We start from the raw sequence: 23,689 nt of genomic DNA on the forward strand, positions 1-23,689 counted from the left end.
TGTAGTAAAATTACTTGAAAAGTGGTTATGAATTATAAATTAGCAATTTTTCGGTAATTCAGAAGTAGATAATAGGCAATGGCTATTGAGCGACAAATTACCTAATTACTAGAAAGCATCTCACAAGTAAATCACTATGACAGTCAATTTACAAGGAATATTACAGCAACCAGGACAAGGTTCTTCGTACTGGGTGCTTGGAGATTTGTATACCTTTAAGGCGGTAGGTGAAGAAACTAGTCAAGCTTATGCTCTAATTGAAATCGCCGTTCAACCACAAAACGGTACACCTCCCCACATTCATAGTCATGAAGATGAAGCTTTCTATATTCAAGAGGGAGAATTGGAATTTCAGCTTGATGAGAAGATTATCTTAGCAATTCCTGGAACCTTTCTTCACTCTCCTAAAGGTCAACTCCACAGGTTTACAAATATCGGTACAAAGCCAGCAAAATTACTTTGCTGGTTCACACCAGCAGGGTTAGAAAAGTTTTTTAGGGAAATAGGTGTGCCAGTCTCAGAGAGGACGCAATTACCTAGCGTTAATCCCGCAGACATGGAAAAAGCTTTGGCTGCTGCTTCAAAATATGGTCTTGAAATTATTCCGCCGTCTGCTGAATCTTTGCAGGTATAGTAATTCGATTTGATTATTGAATCTATTTCTGGAGGGAATAGAAAAGAAGGAATCCTATAGATACGATGAGATTTAAGTCGTATGATTTTAGGGACTTGACTTTCTGAAAATATTTTTGATTTTGTATTAGCCATCTTTAATGCTTTAACACAGCCTTGTATTTTAAAAGTTTTCACTCCTAACTTTATTTATATGCCAGAACAACAGCAGTGGACTATAACAGCAACTGAACAACCACCAGAGTGGTTTATCCAAGCAGTAAAACAGTATACACCTGCATCAAGTGGACTGTATGCAGCGCAGTTGTTGTGGCAACGGGGTATTAAAGATCGCCAACAATTAACAGCTTTTATTAACTATAAAACTTATCAACCAGCAAGTCCCTTTGAGTTTGGGCAAGAAATGCATCTGGCGATCGCACGCTTGCAACAAGCATATAATACTAAAGAGAAAATTGCCATTTGGGGAGACTTCGATGCCGACGGTATTACCTCTACATCGGTACTTTGGGATGGATTGGGGCAGTTTTTCGCTCAAAATACTCAGTTAGTTTACTACATTCCCAATCGCCTGAAAGAATCCCACGGACTTAATAATCAAGGGATTGATAACTTAGCAAAACAAGGTTGCAAATTAATAGTTACTTGCGATACAGGTAGCACAAATGTTGAAGAAATTATTTATGCCAAACAGCTAGGTATAGATGTAATAGTTACAGACCATCACACTTTACCAGCCGAACGCCCACCGGTTGCAGCGATTATCAATCCTCGCTATTTTCCAAAGGAACATCAGTTATTTAATCTTTCTGGAGTGGCGGTAGCTTATAAGTTGGTGGAAGGAGTATATCAAAGTCTGCCCAATGTTGCAAAATATCCGTTGGAGGATTTATTAGATTTAGTTGCAGTTGGATTAATTGCCGACTTAGTGCAGTTAAGTGGAGATTGTCGCTACTTAGCACAGATGGGAATTCAACGACTGCAAGAAGATTTTAAACAGCCAGCAGCAGCACGGCGGCGGCCAGGGGTAGGAAGATTATTAGAATTGTGCCAGAAAAGTGGCGATCGCCCCACAGATATTTCCTTTGGTTTGGGGCCAAGAATTAACGCCGTTAGTCGCATCCAAGGTGATGCCAGTTTTTGCGTGGAATTATTAACTAGTCGGGATGTCAAACGTTGTAACGAACTCGCCGAAGTCACAGAACTCGCCAACGCCCGCCGCAAATCTTTACAAAAAGATGTGCAAGCACAAGTGGCGCAGAAACTTACTCAACTAGATTTATCAACCACCAGCGTTATTGTCCTAGAAGATGCCCAATGGCCTGCGGGTGTATTGGGCTTAGTCGCCGGACAGATAGCACAGGAAACAGGACGCCCGACGATTTTGTTGAGTACGGAAGGAGCAGGGGAGCAGGGGAGCAGCACTTCGGCTACGCTCAGTGACCGGGGAGCAGGGGAGCAGAGGAGCAGGGGAGCAGAGGAGCAGGGGAGCAATTCTTCTTCTTTGCTTGCAAGGGGTTCCGCTCGTTCGGTGAATTCTGTCGATTTATATCAGCTGGTGAAAGAGCAAGCACATTTGTTACACCGCTTTGGGGGACATCCCTTTGCAGCTGGTTTGAGTTTGTTGGTGGAAAATATTCCTTTATTTACAGCGGCGATTAATCAGCAGTTGCGGCAATCTTTAGGTAGTACAACTCTAACGCCAACCGTGCAAGCAGACTTGACGGTAACGGTAGCAGACTTGGGGAAAGAGTTATTTTTGGAACTGAAACTGCTAGAACCTTGTGGAATGGGTAATCCTGTTCCGAAATTGCTAATTCAAAACTGCTGGTTTGAAAATTCTTGGCATCGCAATCAGCAGGATTGGCAAGGGAAAAAGGTACAGTACATTAAAGCTGAGTTTGATATTCGGGATGACTCTAGCAGAAGTGCTTTTCCTGGCTTATGGTGGGGACACTACAAAGATGAATTGCCCATAGGAAGGTGTGATTGCATAGCAGAATTAGACTACAACACCTTCAAAAAACGTTATGAAATCAGATTAATTGCCGTGCGTTCTTCTGCTAACTCAGCACTCACTACTCAGCATCCACCCTACATCCTAGACTTACGGAATCAGGAACACTCAGCACTCAGCACTCAGCACTCAGGACTAATTATTGAAGATTGTCCCACGAATTGGGATGATTTACGTATGTGGTTGCGGCGATGTTTGGCGATAAGTCGCTCTACGTCTGGGCTTGAGAATCAGCAACAATTAGCGATCGCTTGGTCTAAACCTAAGCATCAACCACCTAATCAAATTTGGCTGACTCTTGTCGGAATTGCCAAATATCTCAGTCGCACAAATCAACTAGTTACCCGCGGACAACTTTTAGAGAAAATCGGCATCAGCGACCAAACTTTACTTGTCGGCATCAAAGCTTTAAAATACTTAGGGTTCACAGTTCAACGACAAGACCGTTCTTTACAAATTACCTGGAATCCAAACGATAGTTCCGAAAATCTTGCTGACGAAGCAGTTGCACGATTTTTAGCTGCTGTTCGAGAAGAACAATTTCAGCAACAGTATTTTGCAGAAGTTCCCTTATCTACGATTGTGGCGATCGCCAGCTATGACAGTAAATAATTTAAAGGGTTTATAGCGTTCGCTACACAGCCTCTTTCCCCCTGCTCCCCTGTCTCCCCTGCTCCCCTGCCCCTCTGCTCCCCTGCCCCTCTGCTCCTCTGCTCCTCTGCTCCCCTGCCCCCTGCGGTCTAAATGATAAGTCTTTAGCAGGACACAATACGAGTCCTATCGGGTGTCATCGCTGAAGTTAAAGAGGTGTGCCAGAAGGCTGTTGCACCCTCTTGTTAACAGTTTTTCCTTCTACAAAACCATCTCTACCTGTAATCAATCTAGAGCGACGATTACGAGTAATATAATTCCATCCCCATTGAATTGCTACTACTATTTTAGTGTCAAACTCGATTAAGAAGTAGATGTGAATTACTAGCCAAAAGAGCCAAGCAATGAAACCTTTGAGTTGGACTAAGCCTAAATCTACAACAGCTAAATTTTGCCCAATCATCGCCAAAGTACCTACGTCATTGTAACGAAATTGTGGCAAAGTCTCACCTTTAAGCCTGCGTTTAATCAGTTTAGCTACATACTCTCCTTGTTGTTTGGCTACAGGTGCAACACCAGGTAAGGGTTTACCATTTTGATGGGAAAAGTTGCTTAAATCTCCCACTACAAAAATGTTTTTATAACCCTTGATAGACAAGTCCGGTTCTACAATCACACGTCCAGAGCGATCGCACTCTACATCTGTACTTTTTGCTAGGGCTTTCCCTATAGGCGAACCTTGAACACCAGCTGCCCACAAAATAGTTTTTGAGTTAATTTCTGTCAATTCATCGCCTTGTTTGAAAGTAACGATGTTATCTTCAATCTTTGTCACTCTGGTGTTAGTGTAGACAGCCACACCCAACTTTTGCAAAGATTCTGCTGCTACTTTCGATAATTCTGGTGAAATGTGTGGGAGGATGCGCTCGCCCCCTTGCAATAGTAAAATACTCGCTTCTGAGGTGTTGATGCTGCGGAAATCTTCTGTGAGAGTTTGGTATGCCAATTCTGCGATCGCCCCGGATAATTCTACACCGGTGGGCCCACCCCCGACAATCACAAAAGTCAACAAAGCACGGCGTTTTTCGGGATCGGTTTCTTTTTCTGCCGCTTCAAATGCCGAAAATATCTGGCGACGCATTTCTATGGCATCTTCAACAGTTTTCAAACCAGGAGCAAATTCTTTCCAGTTATCTTTGCCAAAATAGGAATGGTTAGCGCCTGTGGCAACAATTAATGTGTCATAAGGTACTACTTCATCACCCAGAATAACTTGTTGCGCTTTTGGATCGATATCATTTACCTCTCCCAACAGCACTTTTGTATTCTTGCTTTTGCTGAATACAGATCGCAATGGTGCAGAAATATCAGCAGGTGATAGCGTACCTGTGGCAACTTGATATAAAAGCGGCTGAAATAGGTGAAAGTTACGTTTATCAATGAGAGTAACATTTACATTTGCTTTCTTCAAAGCTTTTGCTGTATACAGTCCACCAAAGCCGCCACCAACGATAACAACCCGATGTGGTGCATTCTTTTCAAGTGAGACTTCCATCAGAAATATTTCCTTGTGTTAAGAAGTTGTAACTATTCTTAACAAAGATGTAACAGCATTATGATACTGGTTGCTGTCTATTTAGAACATTTGAAGAAATGATGAAAGTAGTCAAAGTTAGTTTGTCGAGGAAGGCAGGGGGCAGTGTTTCGACTACAGCGGCAGTTGAGTTTCGACTACGCTCAACTGCCGCGTAGTCGAAACTCAACAACCGGGCAGGGAGCAGGACGAAAACTGCGTAAGGGTACGATGACTCGCTAGCCGCCAGTCGTAGATAATTTATTCTGAATTCTGAATTCTGACTCCTGACTCCTGAATTCTGTTCGCTCAATCAAGCCGCTCAAAATGTGCTTTGAATGATTCCGCCATCTACTTGCAGCATGACTCCGTTCACAAATGAGGCTGCTGGTGAAATCAGAAATACCGCAACATTGGCAAACTCTTCTGGTGTCCCCATACGGTCCAGAGGGACTGTCCTATTGATTCTAGCAATTTCTGCTTCTTTCGTTTCACCACTTTTAGCAATGCGGGCATCGATCAATTCTTCTACCCGTTCTGTATATGTCCAGCCTAGTAAAATACTGTTTTGTAAATTAACTAAGTATTTTTGTATACAAATATTGTAAATGCCAATTACTACTTTTGAAGTATCAATTTATTGAAAAACTAAGACTATTGAAAGAGTAAAAGTAATTTTTTTTTAACTACAACTCTAAGCAAGAGAAGAGTTAGGACAAATCAATTTGTCCCAAGTTTGATAACTCCAAGTTTGATAATTAAAACACATATACCAACCACAAGAGGTAATGGTCATGAGTACAGTCATGAACCAACAGGTCAAAGTTGAAAAGACTTTAACCATTAACAAACCAGTAGAGGAACTTTATCGCTTTTGGCGTAACTTTGATAACTTGCCACGCTTCATGAAGCATCTCAAAGAGGTGAGGGTAGACGACGAGAAGCGATCGCACTGGACGACCAGTGGGGTGTTAGGTGGAAGTATTGAATGGGATGCAGACATCATTGAAGATCGGGAAAACGAATTGATTGCTTGGGCTTCGGTTGAAGGTGCAGATGTTGACAACTCTGGTTTTGTACGCTTCCAGCCAGCACCCGGCGATCGCGGTACTGAGGTAAAAGTTGTCACGAAATATAACCCGCCTGGTGGAGCGATTGGAGACGCAATCGCCAAACTCTTTGGCAAAGAACCAGAACAGCAAATCGGTGACGATCTGCGTCGCTTCAAAATGATAGCGGAAGCTGGCGAAATTGCCACAACCGAAGGTCAACCAAAGGGAGGTTAGTTAATATGAAAGCAGTCTGCTGGCACGGTACTAACGATGTGCGGGTCGAAACAGTTCCCGATCCAAAAATCCTCAACCCGCGTGATGCCATTGTCAAAGTTACATCAACCACCATCTGCGGTTCTGACTTGCACCTTTACGATGGCTACATCCCAACCATGCAACCAGGTGACATTCTCGGTCACGAGTTCATGGGGGAAATCGTCGAAACGGGCAGTGAAGTCAAGAAATTGCAAAAGGGCGATCGCGTAGTTGTCTCTTCTATGATCGGTTGCGGTCATTGTTTCTTCTGCAATCAGCAGTTGTGGTCGCTGTGCGACAACTCAAATCCCAACGCTTGGATGCAGGAGAAGTTGTTTGGCTTTGGGACATCGGGAATTTATGGTTATTCCCACTTATTCGGCGGCTATGCTGGTAGCGACGCGGAATACGTCCGCGTGCCATTTGCTGATTTTGGCGCATTCAAAGTGCCCAAAGACATCCCCGATGAAAAACTGCTGCCGATCAGCGATGCCTTTCCCACAGGCTACATGGGGGCAGATTTATGTGATATTCAGCCCGGTGACACAGTAGCAGTCTGGGGTTGTGGCCCGGTCGGACAATTCGCCATGCGTAGCGCTTATCTACTGGGTGCGGAGCGCGTGATTGGGATTGACCGCTTTTCCTACCGCCTGCAAGTGGCTAAGGACTTTGCGAAAGCGGAAACCATTAACTACGAAGAAGTCGATGCGGGGGAAGCCCTCAAAGAAATGACTGGTGGTCGTGGTCCTGATGCCTGTATTGATGCTGTGGGCATGGAATCCCACGGGATGGGGCCGGAAGGATTCTATGACAAAGCCAAGCAGGCAGTGGGTCTAGAAACAGATCGTCCCCATGTGCTACGGCAAATGATGTTAGCTTGTCGCAAAGGCGGCACCCTATCAGTCATGGGTGTTTACGCTGGCTTTATCGACAAGGTACCGATGGGTGCTTTCATGAACAAAGGCTTGACACTCAAAACCGGACAAATGCACGGTCAGAAGTATATTCCTCGGTTGGTAGAGCATGTTTTGAAGGGCGAAGTCGATCCATCGGCTGTGTTCTCGCATCACTTACCTCTAGCAGAAGCACCGCAAGGCTTTGAACTGTTTAAGCATAAAAAAGACAACTGCGTCAAGGTCTTACTCAAACCCTGACCAGTGAGCGAACTTTAATGTGCGCCAAGATGTTAAGAAAGCTTGTTATCTCTTCCCCTTTACATCTTAGTGCCAGATAAAAAAAGGAGAATAACGCAATGAAAGCTGTTTGCTGGCAAGGTACCAACGACGTGCGGGTCGAAACCGTACCCGAGCCGAAAATCATTAATCCGCGTGATGCTATTGTCAAAATCACGACAACGGCGATTTGCGGTTCTGATTTACATCTTTATGACGGCTACATTCCCACAATGGAAAAGGGAGACATCCTGGGTCATGAATTTATGGGTGAAGTCGTTGAATTGGGCAGTGCCGTCAAAAATATCAAGATAGGCGATCGCGTAGTTGTTCCATTCCCCATTGCCTGTGGCAACTGCTTCTTCTGCCAACGCCAGTTAACATCACTGTGCGATAACTCTAACCCGAATGCTTGGATAGCTGAAAAACTCATGGGTCATTCCCCATCTGGTCTTTTTGGCTACTCCCACATGATGGGTGGCTACGCTGGAGGGCAAGCAGAATACGCCCGCGTTCCCTTTGCTGATGTCGGCCTTCTCAAGATTCCTGATGGACTAGCAGACGAACAAGTCGTGTTTCTAACAGATATCTTCCCCACTGGATACATGGCAGCGGAAAACGCCAATATTCAGCCCGGTGATATTGTCGCTATCTGGGGCTGTGGACCCGTGGCTCAATTCACCATTCGGAGTGCTTACATGTTAGGTGCTGAACGTGTCATTGCGATCGATCGAGTTCCCGAACGCCTGCAAATGGCGAAAGATGGCAAGGCAGAAGTCCTTAATTACGAGGAAGTCGATGTGGGCGAAGCCCTGAAGGAAATGACAGGAGGGCGTGGTCCTGACGCTTGCATTGACGCTGTGGGAATGGAAGCACATGGTATGGGTCTAGAGGGACTCTATGACAAAGCAAAACAGGCAGTGCGGTTAGAAACCGATCGCCCCCCTGTGCTACGGCAAGCGATCGTGGCTTGTCGCAAAGGTGGCACTGTGTCGATTCCCGGCGTATATGGTGGCTTCGTAGACAAGATACCGATGGGTGCTGCCATGAACAAAGCCTTAACATTTAAAACGGGACAAACGCACGTTCATAGGTACTTGCGCCCGTTACTCGATCGCGTCCAAAATGGCGATATCGACCCATCTTTTGTAATCACCCATCGTCTGCCGCTAGAACAAGCACCGCACGGCTACGAAATTTTCAAGCACAAGAAGGACAACTGTATCAAGATCGTGCTCAAGCCAGGTCAGGCTGCCTAAAACCCCACAAGAACATGAAAAAACCAAGTCTAGTAGTTCGCCAACCCAAAATTGCGCTTGTGGAGGTCGGCAGAGGAGCAAGGGAGCAGGGGAGCAGAGGAGAGATTTGTACAAGTTCTTTCCCCCTTGCCCCTCCGCACCTCTGCTTGCCACCACGCAAAGTTACCTTGGCAGACTACTAGCCAATACTTTAGGAGGTAGAGATGACAGAAGAACTCACAAATAAGAAAGTTGCCATTCTGGTTACAGATGGCTTTGAGCAAGTTGAAATGGCTCAACCCAAGCAAGCCCTTGAGTCAGCAGGTGCTCAAACCCACATCATTTCACCTAAGAGCGATCGCGTTCAGGGCTGGAACCATTATGACAAAGGGGATTTTTTCCCGGTAGATGTCCCCCTCGATCAAGTAAATCCAGCCGACTATGATGCCCTCCTGCTTCCCGGTGGTGTTGCCAATCCAGATCAACTTCGGACTAAAGCTAAGGCGATCGAGTTTATAAAGTCCTTCTTCGATACTGACAAGCCGGTAGCGGTGATCTGCCACGGACCTTGGACTCTGATCGAGGCAGATGTGGTGCGCGGACGGCAGATCACCTCATGGCCGTCGCTCAAGACCGATCTCCAGAACGCAGGTGCCCAGTGGGTAGATCGGGAAGTTGTAGTTGATAGCAACCTCGTGTCGAGCCGCAAGCCAGACGACATCCCAGCCTTCAATCGGGAAATGATCGAGCTGTTCAGCCATGCAGGGCAGGTACCGCAGATGGCGTGAGGACTCGGAGCGGAATGGCACTAAGTTAAGCTGAAAGGTAAGCAGCGTAGGGATTGCAGAGGGGAATTTCTAAATATCTGAACGCAATGCCTAAAATTTCTTCTTTCTCCCCTGCTCCTCCGCTCCGGTTGTTGAGCGTAGTCGAAACACTGCACCCCTGCTGCCTCAATGATTTTCCCTTTTCTTAGTGCCATTCGACTCGGAGCGTTAATCAGGAGGACAGGTATGGAACAACATCGATTTGGTTCCACGCAGCGCGAGGTGGCAGCGATCGGTCAAGGAACCTGGTACATCGATAACGGTGATCGCGCCGAGGTGGTGGTCGCAGAGGCGACCACCACCTCGGCGCGATCGGGCTTTCCTGGTTTCCAGGTTCTTCCTGGAAATGCTTCTCGGAGAGGGACGATCGTAGCCTGCGAGAAATCGCTCGCTCGACTTCATACCGATCGGCTGGACTCTTATCTGTTGCACTGGCGCGGTCAATACCCACTGGAGGAGAAGACTTCCGAGCTTTTTGCCTAGCCGCCCACCATTGAGGAGGTTGACATCGTTAGCTAGTTAAGCTTCCTTGATGGGGGAGTTTACCTACTTCTCCCTTGTCTATCTCTTGTAAAGCTGCATCTAATCTATCAACTGCGATCGCGTAGCGTGCCGGAGGCATTCGCTTTTCCTACCCAAGTAGGAATTGACTGTTGCCAGCCATTCTGCTGAGTGACATCTAGTCTTAAGTTTTTAGGAGTTTCTATGCGGATTGCTCAAATTGCTCCTCTTTGGGAGAGAGTTCCACCTCCTGGTTATGGTGGAATAGAATTAGTTGTGGGCTTATTGACCGATGAATTAGTTAGGCGAGGGCATGAAGTAACGCTATTTGCATCGGGAGATTCAATAACTTTGGCAAAGCTGCAATCAGTTCATCCTTATGCTTTGAGACTAGATTCAAGCATCAAAGAGTGTAACATCTATGAAATGTTGGAACTGGCTTTGGTATATGAGCAAGCAGAAACCTTTGACATAATTCATTCACATATAGGCTGTAGTGCGTTGCCCTATGCGAATTTAGTAAAGACACCGACAGTTACCACATTACATGGTATCTTTACCCCTGATAACGAAAAGATGTTTCAATATGCCAAAAACCAGCCCTATGTAAGTATTTCCAATTCCCAACGTGAATCTAGGTTAGGGTTGAATTATGTAGCAACTGTCTACAATGGCATTGATATCAGTAGTCATAAGTTTCATCCTCAGCCGGACGAACCACCTTATCTGGCTTTTTTGGGAAGAATTGCACCAGAAAAGGGAACGCACTTAGCAATACAGATTGCAAAAGAGGCTGGTTGGCGTTTAAAGATGGCAGCTAAGGTGGATGTCGTTGATGTCGAGTATTTTGAGCGAGAAATTCAGCCCTTAATTGATGGTCAGCAAATTCAGTATTTGGGTGAAGCTAACCATGTTCAAAAGAATGCTTTGATGGGGGGTGCAGTAGCAACTTTATTTACGATTACTTGGCGAGAACCATTTGGTTTGGTAATGACAGAATCAATGGCAGCAGGAACACCAGTCATCGCCATGAATTTGGGTTCAGTTCCCGAAGTAATTGTCCACGGAAAAACTGGCTTCATCTGTAACAGCATTTCTGAATGTGTTAATGCCGTTAACAAAGTGGCAGAACTAGATCGTCATGCTTGTCGTAAGCATGTCGAGAATTGTTTTAGTGTGCCAAAAATGGTAGATGGCTATGAAGCAGTTTATCAATCTGACTTTTCCCGTTAAGTCTTGAAAAGCTTACTAGCAAAGGATTTAAGTAACAGCACAGCATATACGGTACAGTAAGAAAAATCGGGTGCTAAAGGTGACGAGCAATGCTGGACTGGTGGGAGAAAAATTTTGCAACCTGTGAGTTGAGCGATTACCTACAATTACAGCAAACAACCCTAACAACGTTTTGCTTTTGGTACTTCCTTGTGTGACTAGATCATCATTGGTAATTCCCCACGTTAACTTACGTCTAGTTTTTAAATAAACTCATCTTTTAACATTTCTTATTGAATGAGAGGAGCAATACTATTAATCATCACTAACTTTGCTTCTGTTAAAAATGTTGTAATTCTCTTAACCAAATAAATCAGCCCATCACATAACATCTTGAAAGAGATAGATTAAATACCATTATGTCTATCATCAAAATTTACTCTGTGGTTGGCATTCAAAGCTTTACTTTAGTTGTGTTTAACACACAGAGATATTTCTGGGAGTTTCGGTTAGTTAGTGCTGATGGCGCAGTATTTGGCGAACAAAGACTGTACTATACCCCCCAAGCAGCAGCAGAAGCCGGCCGGAAGTGTATTCAACTTGACTAGTAATGAACCCAGGCTCTTCAAGATATACAGGATGCATATTTATGATTTGTATATTTTATTTTCTGGAATTCTCTTACACGTTCAATATCTTTTTGACTAGTAACGTCCGCACGCAGAGATAGCACTTCTGTTCCTGTTTCGCTTGCAATCTCCGCAGCAGTTTTGTCAATTAACTCACTGCGGGCGCAGATGGCAACTTTTGCACCCTCACGGGCAAATTGCCTCGCTGTAGCTTTGCCCAAACCTTTACTAGCAGCTGTCACTAAGGCGACTTTGCCACGGAGTTGCAAATCCATAATCTTGATTCTTGTTGTTTACAGTAACTTGAAGCCAAGGTTATTGAGAGCTTCACGCAAGCGATCGCGTCCTCTCAATGATTCTACAGTGGCGATGCGTTGGGCTGAGTGTTCTGACCAATCGCCAGGAACATTCATCTTTTGTTCAGTATAGAATTCTTTGATGATGTCGTTGTAGTGAGCGATCGCTTCTTCTTGCTCTGCCAATTTATAAGTTTCACGATGCAGCACAGCTGACTGGGGCAACCTTGGCTTAATCGCCGCTTCTACTTCCGGATTCGGATAACCCACACACAGCCCAAATACAGCATATACAGAGGAGGGCAAATTCAATATCTGTGCTACCTCTTGCGGATGGTTCCTGATTCCACCGATATAGACTGTTCCTAAACCAAGTGACTCGGCTGCAACTGCGGCATTTTGCGCCGCCAACGTTGAATCGATTGTCGCCATCACAAACATTTCCAAATATTCCAGCGCATCGTGAGATATACCGCGACTGTCAGCAACATGACTTAGACGCGCCAAATCTGCTAACCAAACCAAGAATAAAGGAACCTGCTTAATATGTGCTTGGTTTCCCGCCAGCCTGGATAACTCCTCTTTGCGCTGTGGATCTTCGACTGCTACCACACTCCAGGTTTGCAAATTCGAGGAAGTAGATGCAGATTGGGCGGCTGCAATTAGCAACTCCAGAGTTCCCGGTGGTAAAGGATCGGCTAGATAAGACCGAATTGAACGGTGAGATAGTAGTGCTGTTAGCGAATCATTCCATGCAATTTCGGGATTGAAGGGAATTTCACCGTAGCGCGATCGCAGTAGTTCTGTAGGATTAGTCATAATCAATTCCAAGATTTACATTTCCAAATTTGCTACTAATACCAATTTCATCTGTAGGGGCATACCCTGGATTTCTCACTTGTGAGAAATCCAAGGGGTGGGGAGGTGTGGGAGGTGTAGGAGGTGTAGGAGGGGAGGTGTGGGAGGTGTGGGAGGATGGGGAAGAAGTCTTACCCCCCACACCCCCCACACTCCCCACACTCCCCACACTCCTCTTCTCCTGAAGCCTACACTATGCGTGAGAAATCCGGGATACATCTCTATGCACCTACAGCCGATTCATTGTACTAATTTAAGTTTTTGGTGAAAACGCAGCATATTCTTCTTTTGTCAACATTGCATCCTTTACATTTACCTCTTTGGGAATTAACTTCAATTTGTAATATGTATCTGCAACACCTTGTTGTAGATTTATCAAATTGTCGTCAATTGGTACAACCCCAAAAGTCCGCCTATTAGTTGCTTTTTTCATCGTTTCCAAGTCAATTCCTAACACAGGTGCAAGAGTTTTTGCTACCTCTTCTCGATTCTGTTTAGACCATTCTTCAAGATTTTTAATTTCCTCCACTATTGCCTTGACAGTTTGAGTATTTTCAGTGACAAATTTGCGGGTCATCAAATAATATCCTCCCTGTTTATTAATTCCTGTGCCATCAATTAAGACTCTGGCTTTAGTCGCCTCTTGAGCCGCTGCATAAAAGGGGTCCCAAATTACCCAAGCATCTACACTCCCTTTTACAAATGCAGCACGGGCATCAGCCGGAGCCAAATATTTAGGTTCAATATCTGTATATTTTAATCCAGATTTTTCTAAAGCTTGGACTAACAATAAGTGGGCACTAGATCCTTTTTGAAAGGCAACTCTTTTGCCCTTCAAGTCAGTAACTTTTTGAATTTGCGAATTTTGAGGAACAAGAATTGCGGAACTAGCCGGAGTAGCCGCAGTACCAACAACATAAGTTAGTGATGTCCCCGCTGCTTGGGCAAATATTGGCGGTGATTCTCCCACAGGGCCAATGTCAATACTACCCACATTCATCGCTTCTAGTAGTTGTGGCCCCGCTTGAAATTCAGTCCACTGTACAGTAATACCTTGTGGTGCTAAACGCTTTTCTAAAACACCCTTAGCTCTCAACAAAACGGTCGTTTTTTGATAGCCAAATCTGACTACTGTTGCTTTACTAGAAGCAGGATTACCCTGAGATGTGGCACTGGGATTAGAGGTATTAACAGTAGATGTCGATGAACAAGCAGCAAATAGCAAGCTCAGACAAAGACCTGTAACAAAAGCCCCCACTATTGGCAAAGGAAAAGAAAAGAATAATTTATGTTGGTTGTTAAACGGGATATTTCTGAATTCTATCAACGATATCCACTTGGGAATTAAGCGGCGAAAGATTTGGTTAATCATCAAAATGATTTCTCTGAACTATAGCAATACTATAAACTTATAGGTTTACCGGAGTATATAAATAAATTTAGATCAAATTGACATCACAATAGCGGGAAGTGGCTTAACTTGATACTTCCCCGCCTATTATCCCAATGCCAAAAAACCCAGTACTAATTTAGCAAATCAGGTTCTTCGCGCACAATTCGGTCGTAAAGGGGCTGGAAACTGAACCACCCACTTACATGTGACCCCACTTGAGTTTGTGTTAAACGGGCTGTTTCGTGTTTGATAGTAGTAGGTCTACCCGCAGCTTCAGCCAACAGTTGGCCTTGGCACGATCGCTCTAAGCTAATGTACCAAAAGGCAGCTTCATCGACTGTATGTCCCACAGTTAAAATACTATGGTTACGTAAGATTATGGCTTTCTTTGGCCCCAAGGTTTGCGCTAGTCGGTGCCCTTCAGAAGTTTCTAAAACAACACCTGTAAAATCGTCAAACAGGGCATGATCTTCATAAAAAGCACAAGAATCTTGAGTTAAGGGGTCAAGGAGACGCCCCAAACTAGACCAGGCTTTACCATAAAGTGAATGGGCGTGAGCTGCTGCGATGACATCAGGTCGAGATTCATGAATCTGAGAATGGATGGCGAAAGCAGCTTGATTTACCTCAGCATCGCCTTTAACCACCTCACCTTCTTTGTTAACTAGAATCAGGTCAGAAACTCGGATATGACCGAAGTATGCCCCGAATGGATTGACCCAAAAATGGTCTGTAAACTCAGGATCGCGAGCCGTAATATGGCCTGCAATTCCCTCGCTGAAGCCAAATTTACCAAACAGGCGAAAGGCAGCGGCGAGGCGTTGCTTGCGGTGCAGGCGTTCGTCTTCAACTCGCTCGAAAACTGGGGGTTTTGGTCTAATATAGTTGGCCATGTTCTTTTTCCTCCTCTTCTTTACAGGGAGCGTTGGAATATCCAGAGCGAAAGGATTTGACGCTGTGAGATTCTGGGATGAACTGGTGACGCAAGACGCAACCAGTATCATTACCCAAGATATGAATGGATACAGATGCGCTCTGGGATGTGGTTTTGACGGCGTGGATATCACCATCTGGGGGTAAGAGACGGTAGATATCCCCTGGTTGAAGGCTACGCACTTCAGTTACTTGTAATTGTGCGTGTCCTTCGGCATCACCGCTATCTACACGGCGATAGACTGTTTCTTCTTGATTACCCTTGTATAAACCAATCAATCCCCAGGCTAGATGATCGTGGACGGGAGTCGTTGAGCCTGGGGGAATCACCAAACTGAATACTGACAGGGAACGGTCTTTAGCGCGATAAAGCAGCCACTGACCAATACCGCCACCCATCCGGCTTTCGGGATTGACTTGGGCAAACTTTTGGGGTAGCCATTGCTGTTGGGCAAGGAGTTCTTGAAAATAGGGTTCTAGTCTAGCGAGAGTTTGGGTGCGATCGTCAACAGTGCTAGCGCTAATTTCCCGCGCTGTTGCGACAAAGGATCGTAGTTTCTGGCTCTCAATAAACCATTGGTCTTTTGGTAACGGTTCTAAAATAGTGTGGTTCGTCATCTATATACCTCTGTTTAGGAGGCGACTAAGATTAACTAATTCGTAATTCGTAATTTAATTACGATTTATTTTAATACCAGGATGAATTTTAAAGCCAAGTTGCTCAAGTTTTAGATGGGAAAGAGACTCCTTCAGAATGATAGTAAAAGGATATCGCTGGAATACAGTAGCTTTACCTTGCGACAATAGCAGCCTAGCATGGCTGATGCGTACTGGATGTAACGGTTGTTTGTTGGCATCGAGAATGAATACTTTAGTCATACAATTTTAAATTTTAAATTTGCGATCGCCAGATTGGGGACTGGGCACAGGAGGCAGGGAGCAGAGGGGCAGAGGGGAAAAACGTACTGTATGCAACTTTTCCTCTGCTCCTTTTATAAAAGGAGAAGACAAGAATGAGAATCTAGAGGTCAACTCCAGCACTCTCGTCTTTTTTTTACGCTCATTCGGGTATTTCCAAGGAATAAATCATCCACTTTTGCGAGGTGTCTCACAATCATTTGTAGTTGGATATTTTTATTGGGAAGCCTCTTAGCAGTTATATTAATTTCTGTAAGTACTATAAGTCGGTCGGATAACCGTTGAATTTACTACAACCAGAAATTATCACATACAAATTTAAAAAGCAATAGGCTAGCTGTTAGGGGAGATAAAGCTACGCTTTATCTCTTTGGGGTTCTTGGGATTTCAAGGAATCAAGCTGATATACAGCAGAATTCAGGAGTAAAACGGGTAACAGATTTAGCTTGTGTACCTCACCAACTTGAAATCTGCTGTAATATGACTCGTCAAAATGGCGTAATTGCTTGTAAATGCAAGGTTTTTTCCAACTGCGGATGCTCGAAGCGAAGTTCTCTGGCGTGTAGATGTAACCGACTAGTAACTGCACTGCATCCATAAAGGCGATCGCCTAAAATAGTTATCCCAAGTCCTCGCGCATCAGCTGCATGAACTCTCAACTGATGAGTGCGTCCTGTTAGTGGTGTAAATTCTACGCGGGTATAGTCCCCTTCTCTCGCTATTACTTGGAAGTGTGTCAAGCTGGGTTTACCGTGCTGCCAATCAACTTTTTGCTCAGGGCGATTTTCAGGATCTCCCCACAATGGCAAGTCAATCACACCTTGCTTGACTGTCAAAACACCCGAAAGTATGGCTTCATAAACCTTGTGAACCTGGCGTAGCTGAAACTGCTGGCTGAGTTGCCGATGGGTTTGGCGATCGCGTGCCAACAACAAAATCCCAGAAGTTTCTCGATCTAAGCGATGCACAGATATAAGCGCCATCCCATCAGGTAACAAATGACGTAAGCGACTCAAGACACTATCTTGGCGATCGCGATAACGCCCAGGTACCGAAAGTAGTCCAGCAGGTTTGTTGACAGCAATCAACCATTCGTCTTCATAAATAATCGGTAAAGTGACCTCTCCCCAAACCCCTCCCCTATCAGGGGAGGGGCTTCTTACTCCCCCTTCCTTGATAGGGAAGGGGGCTGGGGGGTTAGGTCTTAACCCTGAGAGCAAAAACCCCATCAATGGCTGACATCGCTCGGCACAGGCTCCATAAAATTCTCCCGGAATTTTATCCTGATTTACAGAAGACTCACCCCACCAAAATTCTGCCATTGCTAGGGGTTTGAGATTATGTGTTGCCGCATAATGAAGCAGCTTTGGGGCACAACAGTCTCCTGTGCCAGTGGGCAAACCTCCTGGCATCAATTGTTGTAAAGATTGCGATCGCCCGGAAAAATTAGTCAGGCTGTAGCTAGCGTGCATCTGAGCTTGCAATTGACGGGAAAGCGCTTTGCGCCGTTGTTTCAGTTCACTAATTCGCGCATCCGTCGCTGCAATTAGCTGTTGTAGGGGCTGTAATACGGCATTTTGCTGGCGTTTAAGTTGTCGTCGCTCAATTCCCTGCTGACGACTCTCTTCGTCAAGTTGTTCAAGGGCAATAGTAAGCGCTTCGGGAGTGAGTGTATTGCAGATTTGCTGACGTTTTTCCTGTCGTTGGTGTTTGCAATGGCGATGGCGATCGCTCATTGTTTGCAACTGCTGCTCAAAGTCATTAAACAGGATTTCATACTGCTGGCGTTCGGTTAGTTGCTTCAAGGTAATAATTTCTTGCTTAATCGCGTCCAACTGTGCCAAAGTACGGCTTTCCTCGAAAGCAACTTCATCTCGTCCGGGAATTGGCGGCACCCAGCCCTCAACCACACTGCAACCATTCAAAAGACCGGAAAAAGCTTTTAGTACCCGTTGTTCGCCATTAGGCAGTTCAACCAATAGGATTCCATACATCTTCCCTTCACGAGAATAACAGTCATTGTTGGCAAGATATTGTATTAGTCCGTGGGCGATCGCTTCTGACATTGAAGTGCGGGGTAATTTTAGGCGAACGCCACTTTGCGGACAACGCCCTTCGTACCAATAGCTACAAAATGAGTCAGCGATCGCAAAATCGCAGTCGATGAAATCTGAAAGTGCGTGCAGAACTACCATACAAGGTATGATTGCAAATCTAGCCGATCCTTCTAAATATATATAGCGTTTATGTAAGAAGTTTATTGTGTTGAGTGCTTTCGGCAAATTGGCATCCAAAATTTTTCTGTTGCAGTTTTAATTTATATATCAACAGGGTTACAGGGACATTGAGAAAATTCTACAAGGGGTCAATTCCCGTCTCAAAATCCCACCCAATGGCCAGTTGTTGACGTTCACGCTCTCCCAACCACCTTAAGGTGGATGTAGCACAAGCGTCACCGCTTCACCACAACTGGCTAGAAATCAAACAGAAAATATATAGTACAAATACACTGACACAGATATAAGTCGGGGATAGCAGTGATGGATGACGGTTGGGAAGGTGTCGACGAGGCGCTGAGGCGCTTTGGGCTCCCGGCGAAGCAAGCCGACCGCTCGGCGATTGTCGCGGCACTGCGTGAGCAGATCCGACTTGAGGCCAATGAGGTCGGCGACCAGTTTCTGATGCGCCTCCTGTGCGCCCAGCTTTTCTCGCTGGGTGTGGTCGAAGACTCCCTCTTGGTTTGGGAGGCAAAGTCGTGCAACTTCGATACACACTGCGGGATTGACGTGCAGTTCCTATGTGGAGCGGGTTTGGAGCGGACCAAGGAGTTCCTCCGCGCCCACGGCAGTGACCCGGCACACGATGCATTGGAGTACATCACCCGATGTGACTCCGACTTCGCCGACTTCTCGGTCGGGCGCGCCCTCCGACAGGCGCAGGAGTTCTATCAGGTGGCCTGACTTGCTGCGGCTAACCGGCCGCTGAACGTCGGTCCGTTAGGCAGCGTTACCATAGTCCATTGCAATTATGTCAGATTGCAAAATCTAAATTAACTTGATTGTGTTGTTTGTAACAATATATTAAAATTATATAAAAGTTTGACCGCGCAGAGGGTGTATCCTGCGATCGCGAAGATGCCATAAGCATCTTCTTTTGATAGAACTTATGAAAATTTTGTTGGTAGAGGATGACGTATTACTAAGTACAGCGCTCTTCGAGTTGTTGAGTGCAAATCGTTATACTATCGACATCGCCAGCAATGGCCAAGCTGGATTAGAACTAGCGCTATCGACTGAATATGAGTTGATTTTGCTGGACTGGCTAATTCCGAAACTGGATGGGATTACCTTGTGTCGGCAACTGCGAAAGCAAGGCTACCGTAAATCTATTCTGTTGTTAACAGGGAAAAATTCTAATGCAGATATTGTGGCAGGGTTAGATGCTGGAGCAGATGATTACGTCATTAAGCCATTCAACCCAGAAGCATTATTAGCCAGAATTCGCTCTTTATTACGACGCAATGAGGCAATCTCATCATCCACCTTAACCTGGGGAAATCTTTGTTTAGATCCAAGTGCCGGCAGAGTAACTTGTAATGAGCAGGAAATTCCCCTGACAGCAAAAGAATACAAACTGCTGGAGTTGTTTTTGCAAAACCCAGACCGGATCTTTAGTCGTGCAGTGATTATAGATCGGCTTTGGGGATTTGATGATACACCGACTGAAAATGCAGTTACGACTCATATTAAAGACTTGCGAAAGAAACTGAAAACAGTAGGTCTAGCAGAAGATTTTCTAGAAACGGTATATGGTATGGGCTATCGGATCAAGCCTGCACCTAATCGCTCCATCTCTGTTGGGGAAACGAATCAAGATGGAAAGAAAAAACCCGGCCCCAAAGATATGACTTCTGTAAATCGGGTGCTGGAGCGCTTTCGTAATTCCTTTGCCGGACAGGTTGTGGTACTGGATCGGGCAAAAACTGCACTCTTAGCCGGGAATTTAAATGAAGAGTTACATCAGCAGGCATTACGTGAAGCCCATAAGCTAGCAGGTTCAATGGGGTCGTTTGGTTATCCAGAGGGTTCCCGGCTAGCACGGAAAATAGAGCATTTGCTGCTTGGAGATTTCTCGTTATCTTCCGATCAAATCTCTGATTTCTCGCAACTGGTAACAGCATTACAGCAAGAGTTAACCAAGCCTGCTATCACTTCCACCGCTCAAAAATTCCCGATCGAGCAAAGTTATCGTCTGTTAGTAATAGATGATGATACGACGCTGACGGAGCAGTTACAAGCAGAAGCCGACTCATGGGGCATCAGGATGAAGGTTGCACCAAACTTAGCAACAGCCCGATCGCTATTTTCTTTAAAAACTCCTGACGCAGTTTTACTAGATTTAAGTTTTACAACACCAGAGGAAGATGGATTAATATTATTGAGCGAGATAGTAGAGCGATCGCCAAATATCCCAGTAATTGTTTTTACAGGACGAGATACCCTAGCAGATCGACTGGCAGTCTCGCGTTTAGGAGCTAGACAATTTTTGCATAAACCGGCGACAACCGAGGAGATTTTTCAGGCAATCGCTCGTGTCTTACCTCAACCTCAAACTTCTGAAGCCAAAGTTTTAATCGTAGATGATGACCCTGTAATACTGGCTGGATTATCGGCGTTGTTAACTCCTTGGGGGCTGGAAGTAACAACTCTTTCCCAATCACAACAATTTTGGCAGGTGCTGATTGCAACATCTCCTGATTTGGTAGTGTTAGATTTAGAAATGCCGATAGTGAACGGATTAGAGTTGTGCAAAGTCGTGCGCCAAGATGCCCAGTGGGGAGATTTACCGATTTTAGTAGTTACAGCCCATACCGAAGCAGAATTCCTTCAGCAAGCTTTTGCTGCCGGAGCCGATGATTTTATCAGCAAGCCAGTGCTAGGGCCAGAACTTGTGACACGGGTACTGAGCCGCATTCAAAGAACGCGCTGGCGCTCTCAGGCAGGTAGAAGTTAAGCATGATGAGGAATTATCCACGATTATTGAAGTATGGTGTTGCTATTGGCTCCACAGCGATCGCCCTTTTGCTGTCACTCTGGCTAGAACCGCTGATTTCTCGAACTATTGGGGCATTTTTCTACATAGCAATCGTTGCAAGTACTTGGTATGGTGGCTTTCGATCGGGGATCGTTACAGTTGTCCTTTCCACACTGGCAATTGATTATTACTTGATTCCCCCTCGATATCAGCTGGCGATTAATCAACCAGAAGATATATTGCGGCTAGGTCTTTTCCTACTGGTTGCCTTGATAATTAACTTGGTGACAGGCAATCTTCAGTACAGCAGACAGAAGATTCACCAACTCAACCAACAATTGTCTCAGGAAAATGCCGAGCAATTGCGGATGACTCTTGACGAACGCAAACAGGCACAAGAAACGCTGCAACAGCAATTTGAGCAACAGCGCTTAGTGATGGAGATGACCCAGCGTATCCGGCGATCGCTCAATTTACAAGATATCTTGCAAACTACTGTTGATGAAGTGCGGCAATTTCTGGAGTGCGATCGCGTCACTATCTTCCAATTTTATCCAGGTTGGGGTGGAACGATTGTTATTGAGTCTGTTGCACCAGAATGGATGGCTCTTTTACCACTCCAAATTCATGACCCTTGCATTGGTGAAGAGAACGTCGAACCCTTTAAACAAGGCTTAGTCACTGCGAAAACTGATATTTATACTGCCGGAATTAGTCCCTGTCACGTTGCATTTTTGGAAAGTCTCCAAGTGAGGGCAAATCTAGTCGTTCCCGTTTCCTTAGGAGATGAATTGTGGGGATTACTGGCAGCTCATCAATGTAAGACTCCTCGTGAGTGGCAATCTTCAGAAATTACTCTGTTGCGGCAGTTGGGAGCGCAGGTAAGCATTGCTATCCAGCAAGCAGCTTTGTTCAAACAGTTACAGACAGAACTAACAGAGCGCAAACAGGCAGAAATTGACCTACAACAACTGAATGCCGAACTTGAGCAACGGGTGCAAGAACGCACTGCCCAACTGACAGAGACGAACGATCGCCTGCGAAAAACAGTTATAGAGCAGCAACAAACCCAACTCACACTTTTAGAACAGTCGCAAATGCTGGAGCTTCAGGCTGTAATCACCCGAAATATGGGGGAAGGCATTTGCTTAGTGAAAATTGATAATGCAATCATTGTCTATGCCAATCCGAAATTTGAGCAGATGTTTGGCTATGACTCTGGTGAACTCAACGGTCAACACGTTTCGATTGTGAACTGTGTCACCAAATCGGTAACTACTCAAAATGTAAATCAAGCCACTCTGTCTGCCATCTTACAAAATACTGAAGCTACCTACGAAGTCCAGAATCTTAAAAAAGATGGTACGCCATTTTGGTGTAGTGTGACCGCTTCTGTATTCAGGCATCCCGACTACGGCGACGTTCTGGTTGCGGTTCACCAAGATATCACTGAGCGCAAAGGCATCGAAGAAGCTTTACGCGAGAGCCAAGAAAAGTTTCGTCAGATGGCAGAAAACATCCAAGCAATATTTTGGATCAAAGATATTCGCAATCAACAAGTTCTATACGTGAGTAATGCCTATGAAACGATCTGGCAAAACAGTTGTGAAAACTTGTATCATAACCATTCAAATTGGTTAGATGCAATTCACCCAGAAGATCGTCAGCGCGTCGAAATTGAATTCATTGAAAAATTCAGAACAGGGCACTATGATAACAAATATCGCATTATTCGCCCTGATGGTTCAATTCGTTGGATTCGCGATCGCGCATTTCCGATCAAAAATGAACTAGGCGAGTTAGTTCGGATTGCTGGGATTGCGGAAGATATCACCGAACTAGAACAGATTAATCTGATCAAGAGTGAGTTTATTGGCATCGTTAGTCACGAACTCCGCACTCCCTTAACTGCTATTCGCGCAGCATTGGGTTTACTACAAACTGGTATCTACGACAAAAAACCAGATAAATTCAAGCGGATGATTGAGATTGCAGCCATCGATAGCGATCGCCTAGTGCGTCTTGTCAACGATATTCTCGATTTGGAACGCTTAGAATCGGATCGAGCTGTCTTAGAAAAAACCACCTGCAATGCGGCTGATTTAGTTCAACAAGCAGTAGCCGTAGTGCAAGCGATCGCCAATCAGCAAAATATTACTTTTGAGATCCACCCTACCAATGCTCAAGTTTGGGCGGCTGCTGATGCTATTGTGCAAACACTCACCAATTTGTTAGGTAATGCGATTAAATTCTCGCCTGCCGATTCTACTATTACTCTCAGTGTCCAACAGCAAACAGACCGCGTACTATTCCAAATAACGGATCGAGGACGAGGTATTCCAGCAGATAAGTTAGAAGCAATTTTTGGAAGATTTCAGCAAGTAGATGCCTCTGATTCTCGCACCAAAGGCGGCACAGGTTTGGGATTGGCAATCTGCCGTAGTATTATTGATCGGCACGGTGGGCAAATCTGGGCTGAAAGCATTCTTGGTGTTGGCAGCACGTTTTTCTTCACTCTACCAATGCCGGGAAATTAGGCAGAGGGGCAGGGGAGCAG

Annotated in this window: 22 protein-coding genes; 13 read left to right on the forward strand and 9 right to left on the reverse strand. The window is 45.2% G+C overall.

Annotated features, from left to right (window positions below; translation table 11 throughout):
• The first annotated feature begins 136 nt into the window (after positions 1–136).
• Positions 137–634 (forward strand): quercetin 2,3-dioxygenase, encoded by a 498-nt coding sequence (locus V7K84_RS07575; protein WP_334837188.1) that lies wholly within the window; start codon positions 137–139, stop codon positions 632–634.
• 192 nt (positions 635–826) lie between these two features.
• On the forward strand, positions 827–3,262 hold the full coding sequence (locus V7K84_RS07580) for a single-stranded-DNA-specific exonuclease RecJ (RefSeq protein WP_334837189.1): 2,436 nt from the start codon (positions 827–829) through the stop codon (positions 3,260–3,262).
• Positions 3,263–3,449: 187 nt separating this feature from the next.
• Here the strand turns inward: V7K84_RS07580 and V7K84_RS07585 are convergent, their stop codons facing one another.
• Positions 3,450–4,796, reverse strand: a complete 1,347-nt coding sequence (locus V7K84_RS07585) for an NAD(P)/FAD-dependent oxidoreductase (protein ID WP_334837190.1) — start codon at positions 4,794–4,796, stop codon at positions 3,450–3,452.
• Positions 4,797–5,136: 340 nt separating this feature from the next.
• The gene (locus V7K84_RS07590) at positions 5,137–5,337 is read right to left on the reverse strand and encodes an SDR family oxidoreductase (protein ID WP_334837191.1); all 201 of its coding nucleotides are present in this window, start codon (positions 5,335–5,337) and stop codon (positions 5,137–5,139) included.
• Positions 5,338–5,608: 271 nt separating this feature from the next.
• Between V7K84_RS07590 and V7K84_RS07595 the strand changes: the two genes are divergently transcribed.
• From V7K84_RS07595 to V7K84_RS07630, 8 genes are all read left to right on the forward strand, one after another.
• On the forward strand, positions 5,609–6,100 hold the full coding sequence (locus V7K84_RS07595; RefSeq protein ID WP_334837192.1) for an SRPBCC family protein: 492 nt from the start codon (positions 5,609–5,611) through the stop codon (positions 6,098–6,100).
• A 5-nt stretch (positions 6,101–6,105) separates the two neighbouring features.
• The gene (locus V7K84_RS07600) at positions 6,106–7,275 is read left to right on the forward strand and encodes a zinc-dependent alcohol dehydrogenase (protein ID WP_334837193.1); all 1,170 of its coding nucleotides are present in this window, start codon (positions 6,106–6,108) and stop codon (positions 7,273–7,275) included.
• Between the two features lie 98 nt (positions 7,276–7,373).
• Positions 7,374–8,552 (forward strand): zinc-dependent alcohol dehydrogenase, encoded by a 1,179-nt coding sequence (locus tag V7K84_RS07605; protein ID WP_334837194.1) that lies wholly within the window; start codon positions 7,374–7,376, stop codon positions 8,550–8,552.
• Between the two features lie 14 nt (positions 8,553–8,566).
• Entirely contained in the window at positions 8,567–8,734 is a 168-nt protein-coding gene (locus tag V7K84_RS07610) for a hypothetical protein (protein ID WP_334837195.1), read from the forward strand.
• A gap of 21 nt (positions 8,735–8,755) precedes the next feature.
• Positions 8,756–9,319 (forward strand): type 1 glutamine amidotransferase domain-containing protein, encoded by a 564-nt coding sequence (locus tag V7K84_RS07615; protein WP_334837196.1) that lies wholly within the window; start codon positions 8,756–8,758, stop codon positions 9,317–9,319.
• 225 nt (positions 9,320–9,544) lie between these two features.
• A complete protein-coding gene (locus tag V7K84_RS07620; protein WP_334837197.1) occupies positions 9,545–9,841 on the forward strand; it encodes a hypothetical protein in 297 nt (98 codons plus the stop codon).
• A gap of 222 nt (positions 9,842–10,063) precedes the next feature.
• The gene (locus V7K84_RS07625; RefSeq protein ID WP_334837198.1) at positions 10,064–11,092 is read left to right on the forward strand and encodes a glycosyltransferase family 4 protein; all 1,029 of its coding nucleotides are present in this window, start codon (positions 10,064–10,066) and stop codon (positions 11,090–11,092) included.
• A gap of 398 nt (positions 11,093–11,490) precedes the next feature.
• Positions 11,491–11,679: a hypothetical protein gene (locus V7K84_RS07630; RefSeq protein WP_334837199.1), complete on the forward strand. Its 189-nt coding sequence runs from the start codon at positions 11,491–11,493 to the stop codon at positions 11,677–11,679.
• Positions 11,680–11,696: 17 nt separating this feature from the next.
• On the opposite strand, the gene V7K84_RS07635 is transcribed toward V7K84_RS07630, so the two are convergent.
• The 7 genes from V7K84_RS07635 to V7K84_RS07665 all read right to left on the reverse strand — a co-directional run bounded on the left by V7K84_RS07635 (position 11,697) and on the right by V7K84_RS07665 (position 18,293).
• Positions 11,697–11,975: an SDR family NAD(P)-dependent oxidoreductase gene (locus V7K84_RS07635; RefSeq protein WP_334837200.1), complete on the reverse strand. Its 279-nt coding sequence runs from the start codon at positions 11,973–11,975 to the stop codon at positions 11,697–11,699.
• A gap of 18 nt (positions 11,976–11,993) precedes the next feature.
• On the reverse strand, positions 11,994–12,815 hold the full coding sequence (locus tag V7K84_RS07640) for an NADPH-dependent oxidoreductase (protein WP_334837201.1): 822 nt from the start codon (positions 12,813–12,815) through the stop codon (positions 11,994–11,996).
• Between the two features lie 292 nt (positions 12,816–13,107).
• Positions 13,108–14,226: a sulfonate ABC transporter substrate-binding protein gene (locus tag V7K84_RS07645; RefSeq protein WP_334837202.1), complete on the reverse strand. Its 1,119-nt coding sequence runs from the start codon at positions 14,224–14,226 to the stop codon at positions 13,108–13,110.
• 152 nt (positions 14,227–14,378) lie between these two features.
• Entirely contained in the window at positions 14,379–15,140 is a 762-nt protein-coding gene (locus tag V7K84_RS07650) for a class II aldolase/adducin family protein (RefSeq protein WP_334837203.1), read from the reverse strand.
• Positions 15,124–15,798 (reverse strand): cysteine dioxygenase family protein, encoded by a 675-nt coding sequence (locus tag V7K84_RS07655; RefSeq protein WP_334837204.1) that lies wholly within the window; start codon positions 15,796–15,798, stop codon positions 15,124–15,126. The genes V7K84_RS07650 and V7K84_RS07655 overlap by 17 nt, the downstream gene beginning before the upstream one ends.
• 54 nt (positions 15,799–15,852) lie before the next feature.
• Complete coding sequence (locus V7K84_RS07660; protein WP_334837205.1) at positions 15,853–16,059, reverse strand: RRXRR domain-containing protein; 207 nt, start codon at positions 16,057–16,059, stop codon at positions 15,853–15,855.
• A 527-nt stretch (positions 16,060–16,586) separates the two neighbouring features.
• Positions 16,587–18,293 carry an RluA family pseudouridine synthase gene (locus tag V7K84_RS07665; protein WP_334837206.1) on the reverse strand — a complete coding sequence of 569 codons (1,707 nt, stop codon included), beginning with the start codon at positions 18,291–18,293 and terminating at the stop codon, positions 16,587–16,589.
• Positions 18,294–18,638: 345 nt separating this feature from the next.
• Between V7K84_RS07665 and V7K84_RS07670 the strand changes: the two genes are divergently transcribed.
• The 3 genes from V7K84_RS07670 to V7K84_RS07680 all read left to right on the forward strand — a co-directional run bounded on the left by V7K84_RS07670 (position 18,639) and on the right by V7K84_RS07680 (position 23,669).
• The gene (locus V7K84_RS07670; RefSeq protein ID WP_334837207.1) at positions 18,639–19,058 is read left to right on the forward strand and encodes a hypothetical protein; all 420 of its coding nucleotides are present in this window, start codon (positions 18,639–18,641) and stop codon (positions 19,056–19,058) included.
• 205 nt (positions 19,059–19,263) lie between these two features.
• Positions 19,264–21,111, forward strand: coding sequence for a response regulator (locus V7K84_RS07675; protein ID WP_334837208.1), 1,848 nt, complete (start codon positions 19,264–19,266; stop codon positions 21,109–21,111).
• A 2-nt stretch (positions 21,112–21,113) separates the two neighbouring features.
• Positions 21,114–23,669: an ATP-binding protein gene (locus V7K84_RS07680; protein ID WP_334837209.1), complete on the forward strand. Its 2,556-nt coding sequence runs from the start codon at positions 21,114–21,116 to the stop codon at positions 23,667–23,669.
• Positions 23,670–23,689: the final 20 nt, after the last annotated feature.

Origin of the sequence: Nostoc sp. (genome assembly GCF_036917315.1) — a bacterium.
Taxonomy (GTDB): domain Bacteria; phylum Cyanobacteriota; class Cyanobacteriia; order Cyanobacteriales; family Nostocaceae; genus Nostoc.

Bases quoted from the DNA above. Each gene is read 5' to 3' on its own strand.
- V7K84_RS07680 (WP_334837209.1), top strand. From the start codon at position 21,114: ATGATGAGGAATTATCCACGATTATTGAAGTATGGTGTTGCTATTGGC.
- V7K84_RS07635 (WP_334837200.1), bottom strand. From the start codon at position 11,975: ATGGATTTGCAACTCCGTGGCAAAGTCGCCTTAGTGACAGCTGCTAGT.
- V7K84_RS07625 (WP_334837198.1), top strand. From the start codon at position 10,064: ATGCGGATTGCTCAAATTGCTCCTCTTTGGGAGAGAGTTCCACCTCCT.
- V7K84_RS07630 (WP_334837199.1), top strand. From the start codon at position 11,491: ATGTCTATCATCAAAATTTACTCTGTGGTTGGCATTCAAAGCTTTACT.
- V7K84_RS07665 (WP_334837206.1), bottom strand. From the start codon at position 18,293: ATGGTAGTTCTGCACGCACTTTCAGATTTCATCGACTGCGATTTTGCG.
- V7K84_RS07600 (WP_334837193.1), top strand. From the start codon at position 6,106: ATGAAAGCAGTCTGCTGGCACGGTACTAACGATGTGCGGGTCGAAACA.
- V7K84_RS07660 (WP_334837205.1), bottom strand. From the start codon at position 16,059: ATGACTAAAGTATTCATTCTCGATGCCAACAAACAACCGTTACATCCA.
- V7K84_RS07610 (WP_334837195.1), top strand. From the start codon at position 8,567: ATGAAAAAACCAAGTCTAGTAGTTCGCCAACCCAAAATTGCGCTTGTG.
- V7K84_RS07655 (WP_334837204.1), bottom strand. From the start codon at position 15,798: ATGACGAACCACACTATTTTAGAACCGTTACCAAAAGACCAATGGTTT.
- V7K84_RS07670 (WP_334837207.1), top strand. From the start codon at position 18,639: ATGGATGACGGTTGGGAAGGTGTCGACGAGGCGCTGAGGCGCTTTGGG.
- V7K84_RS07605 (WP_334837194.1), top strand. From the start codon at position 7,374: ATGAAAGCTGTTTGCTGGCAAGGTACCAACGACGTGCGGGTCGAAACC.
- V7K84_RS07575 (WP_334837188.1), top strand. From the start codon at position 137: ATGACAGTCAATTTACAAGGAATATTACAGCAACCAGGACAAGGTTCT.
- V7K84_RS07595 (WP_334837192.1), top strand. From the start codon at position 5,609: ATGAGTACAGTCATGAACCAACAGGTCAAAGTTGAAAAGACTTTAACC.
- V7K84_RS07580 (WP_334837189.1), top strand. From the start codon at position 827: ATGCCAGAACAACAGCAGTGGACTATAACAGCAACTGAACAACCACCA.
- V7K84_RS07615 (WP_334837196.1), top strand. From the start codon at position 8,756: ATGACAGAAGAACTCACAAATAAGAAAGTTGCCATTCTGGTTACAGAT.
- V7K84_RS07585 (WP_334837190.1), bottom strand. From the start codon at position 4,796: ATGGAAGTCTCACTTGAAAAGAATGCACCACATCGGGTTGTTATCGTT.
- V7K84_RS07645 (WP_334837202.1), bottom strand. From the start codon at position 14,226: ATGATTAACCAAATCTTTCGCCGCTTAATTCCCAAGTGGATATCGTTG.
- V7K84_RS07640 (WP_334837201.1), bottom strand. From the start codon at position 12,815: ATGACTAATCCTACAGAACTACTGCGATCGCGCTACGGTGAAATTCCC.
- V7K84_RS07650 (WP_334837203.1), bottom strand. From the start codon at position 15,140: ATGGCCAACTATATTAGACCAAAACCCCCAGTTTTCGAGCGAGTTGAA.
- V7K84_RS07675 (WP_334837208.1), top strand. From the start codon at position 19,264: ATGAAAATTTTGTTGGTAGAGGATGACGTATTACTAAGTACAGCGCTC.
- V7K84_RS07620 (WP_334837197.1), top strand. From the start codon at position 9,545: ATGGAACAACATCGATTTGGTTCCACGCAGCGCGAGGTGGCAGCGATC.